The sequence below is a fragment of the Dietzia sp. DQ11-38-2 genome (genome assembly GCF_014145055.1).
Taxonomy (GTDB): Bacteria; Actinomycetota; Actinomycetes; order Mycobacteriales; family Mycobacteriaceae; genus Dietzia.
The window spans coordinates 1,276-4,799 of the sequence record NZ_JAALDW010000212.1 but is presented as its reverse complement, the minus strand read 5'-3'; the positions used below and the strand labels follow the sequence as shown (position 1 = coordinate 4,799).

At 68.0% G+C, this 3,524-nt stretch carries 3 protein-coding genes and 1 pseudogene; 2 read left to right on the top strand and 2 right to left on the bottom strand.

Features of this window, described 5'->3' with window-relative positions; all coding sequences use genetic code 11:
- Positions 1 to 83: 83 nt before the first annotated feature.
- A complete protein-coding gene (locus G6026_RS07755; RefSeq protein WP_156607202.1) occupies positions 84 to 224 on the bottom strand; it encodes a hypothetical protein in 141 nt (46 codons plus the stop codon).
- 283 nt (positions 225 to 507) lie between these two features.
- Here G6026_RS07755 and ccsB point away from each other — a divergent pair, with 283 nt between their 5' ends.
- The gene (gene ccsB, locus G6026_RS07750; protein ID WP_182612832.1) at positions 508 to 1,512 is read left to right on the top strand and encodes a c-type cytochrome biogenesis protein CcsB; all 1,005 of its coding nucleotides are present in this window, start codon (positions 508 to 510) and stop codon (positions 1,510 to 1,512) included.
- Positions 1,513 to 1,799: 287 nt separating this feature from the next.
- Here the strand turns inward: ccsB and G6026_RS07745 are convergent, their stop codons facing one another.
- A complete protein-coding gene (locus G6026_RS07745; protein WP_182612831.1) occupies positions 1,800 to 3,008 on the bottom strand; it encodes a sterol desaturase family protein in 1,209 nt (402 codons plus the stop codon).
- 138 nt (positions 3,009 to 3,146) lie between these two features.
- Here G6026_RS07745 and G6026_RS07740 point away from each other — a divergent pair.
- Positions 3,147 to 3,524: pseudogene (locus G6026_RS07740) on the top strand (AAA family ATPase); the annotation flags it as partial.

Here is a 3,524-nt window from a genome sequence, read left to right as displayed (position 1 = left end):
CCGCGGCTGGCAGTGGCGGGCCTACCCCTCATGGCGGCCCTGGGGCGCCGGGCGCAGCGCCGGCTCCTGGAGAACCCAGAGGGTCAGGACCCCGCGCCGAACCGGGCTGCGAGGTAGGGGATGAGCCCCATGCACTCGGGCGTCAGCGCCAGGCAGGACGCCTCACCCGGACCAGGGCCGAAGAGATAGCGCAGCGGGTTGTCGATCGATCCGAATGGAAACACGACGTCACTCCTTGTGAATTCGGGTGCGGTGCCTTGCTCGTGAAATCGGACCTTACCGGGCACCCGTTACCGTGCGGGACCGCACGTGGTCCGGGGTGGTCCGGGGTGATACGGCCCACCATCAGAAAGTGGTTCGGTTGCCGGGGTGATAGGGAAATACCAACGACCGAAGAATCCGGCCTTCCAGACTGTCCAGCACCCCATGAACGCGCGAATCCCCACGTGCGGCGTCGAGGCCTTACGGTGAATTCGCCGGAACTACTCGGCGGAAAGGACCACAACGGTGCTTACTCTCACCCTGGCCCAGGGAGCAGTCGGATCGGTCGACCAGAACCTCTCCGTCTACAGCGACCTGGCCTATCGGACCGGGTTCGGCCTCTACGCGCTGGCATTGCTGGCCTCGATGATCTTCTACGCGGGATTCCGCGTGGCGAGAACGGCCGAGAAGGAACTGGTGAACGCCGGCGGGACCGGCCTCGCCGAATCACACTCGATCACCGACACCGGCGACGAGGACCGCACCTCGGCCGGAAGTGCGCGCTGGGCGAGAATCGCCGCGATATTCGTCGCCGCCGGCTTCCTCTTCCACGTGGCCTCCCTGGTGCTGAGGGCCGCGGCAATCGGGCGCTTCCCCTGGGGCAACATGTACGAGTTCATCTCCGTCACCTGTGCTCTGTCGATAGCGGCCGGACTGGTGTTTCTCCGAAAGCCAGCGTTACAGGTGGCGTGGCCGTTCGTCCTGGTCCCGGTACTGGCGCTGCTGTTCTTCGGCGGCACCCACCTGTACTCGGAGGCCGCGCCCGTGGTGCCGGCCCTGCAATCGTTCTGGTTCCCGATCCACGTGTCGATCGTGTCCCTCGGTTCCGGCATCTTCCTGGTCTCGGGCGTGTCATCCGTTTTGTACCTCCTGCGTCTGTGGCAGCCACAAGACGGGGAACACGGGTGGGGAGCGCCCCTGGTGCGACCGCTGCCCCCCGCCGACACGCTCGATCGGCTCTCGTACCGCACCGCGGTCATCGCGTTTCCGATCTTCAGCGTCGGGATCATCCTCGGCGCGGTGTGGGCCGAGAGCGCGTGGGGCCGATTCTGGGGATGGGACCCCAAGGAGACCGTCACGTTCATCTCCTGGGTGCTGTACGCGGTGTTCCTCCATGCGCGCGCTACCTCAGGGTGGGGTCCCAAGAAGGCGGCGTGGTTCAACATCGCCGGATTCCTGGTGCTCGTCTTCAACCTCTTCTTCATCAACATCGTGATCTCGGGACTGCACTCCTACGCGGGCCTCAACTAGCCGTGACTGTCGGGCTCTGAGGTCACCCGTAATAAAGCGATCCGCCCGAGCGGCAGGGAATCGGCTTCCCCGACGGTCGATCGCGTAAGGCAATCGAGACAGACCCCCGCCGTCTCTGCCTCGACCCGCAGCGGCTGGATTCCATTACAGAGGCGAAGGTCCTGCGCCTGGAATAGAGGTCGTCTGACCGCGCGCCCGGCCACCCTCCCCCATGCGCCCCGCAACGGCACCCCCCTGTACCGCGGTGCCCTGAACGGCCCGCGCAGGGCACCCCAGGTCAGCGCCTTCTACGCCCGTCGCGCCCCCGCCCATCCCGGCCCGCGCACCAGGTACCCGACCCGGTCGGCCCAGGTCTCGGAGCGGAAGACATCGCGGGCGATCGCGATCCATTCGTGCGTGGCGATCCGCAACGGGTTGAACGTGTCGATGTTGGTGGTCAGCCCGTAGACGACCTCCTCCCCCTCGAGTTCGTGGGTGCCGAACAGGCGGTCCCACACGATGAGGATGCTGCCGTGGTTCCGGTCCAGGTACTCGCGGTTGCTGCCGTGGTGCACGCGGTGGTGGGAGGGCGAGTTGAACACCTTCTCCAGCGGCCCGATGGACCGGATCACCGCTGTGTGGATCCAGAACTGGTAGATCAGGTTGATCGCGCGCGCGTCCTGCACCAGCGTCGGCCGCACACCCAGCAGCGAGAGCAGCCCGTACGGCACATAGATCGTCAACGCCTCGGCCACCGGCTGGCGCAGGGCCGTGGAGAGGTTGTAGCGCTCGCTGGAGTGATGCACCACGTGCATGGCCCACAGCCAGCGGCTCTCGTGGTCGAAGCGGTGGTTCCAGTAGTAGATGAAGTCCCACCCCAGGATCGCCACCGCGTAGGCGAGCGGCCCCGAGCCGAGGTCGAGCGGAGAGAACCGGAAGAGCTTCCTGGCGGCCGTCTCCGCGCTCCACAACGTCGAGACCGTGACGACCGCCGAGGCCAGTGCCGTGACCGCCGACCCGCCGGTGATGCGTCGTAGCGCGGGCGGCACCTGAAGAGCCTGATCCGTGGGCACCTGCGCGCTTCCTGCGGCGGGCACGGGCGCGGACCCCGCGACGGGCGACGCGTGGGTGGTGGGGACCTCGTCGTCGTCGTTGCCCGGTCTCCGGCCCACACCTGATGCCACCCTCGACGGCACCGCGCCCGCGTCGAGCAACCCCGTGGTCCGGGTGCGCCGCCACACGTCTCCCGCCGTGGCCACCGCCGCGGCCGCGAGCGACAGACCCATCAGCGCCTTGGCGTACTTACCGGTCCGGGGCGTGACCGGGGCGAGCAACCTGCCCGCGATGTACGGGGCCACGAGGCTGCCCACGCCCATCGAGAGGCTGGCCATGGTGTCGGCGAACTCGTAGTCGCCGGCCCGCTCCCCCTCCGCCGGATTGCGGGACTGCCACGCGTACTCGGCCGCCATCGCCGCGATGAAACCGGGGATCGCCAGGACCGTCAGATCGATCTTCACGTCGCTAAGGATATGACGTGGATCACCTTCGTGCGAGATCGGGACCTCGCTCGCACTGCGGATTCTCTGTCCCTCTTCCAAGTTATAGCTGGTAGGGGGCCTTGCCGCAAGGCCCCGGTGCGGGTGCAGACTTGCGCGATGCCACCTGTCACCACCAGCGTTTTCTCTCTCCCCGACCGCCTTCGGGCCAAGGTCGATCCGGCGCTGATCGCGGCCGACGAACAGCGGTTCTCGGCGATCGCGGACTGCCTCTCGCAGCGGGTCACCGACCTGTCCGCCCGCCTGGCCGGCCGCCGCCGCGACCCCGCCGGCACGGGAGCCCAGACCATCACCCGCGACTCGGACATCCGCCGCCTGGTCGCCGAACTCGCCACCCTGCGCCGGTTCGGACTGGACCTGTGCATCGGGCACGTCGCCCTCGCCGGGGACGTCGAGCCCCTCTACGTGGGCCGCATTGGGTTGACCGACCCGACCGGCACCTCCCTGCTGGTGGACTGGCGGTCGCCGGCCGCCGAA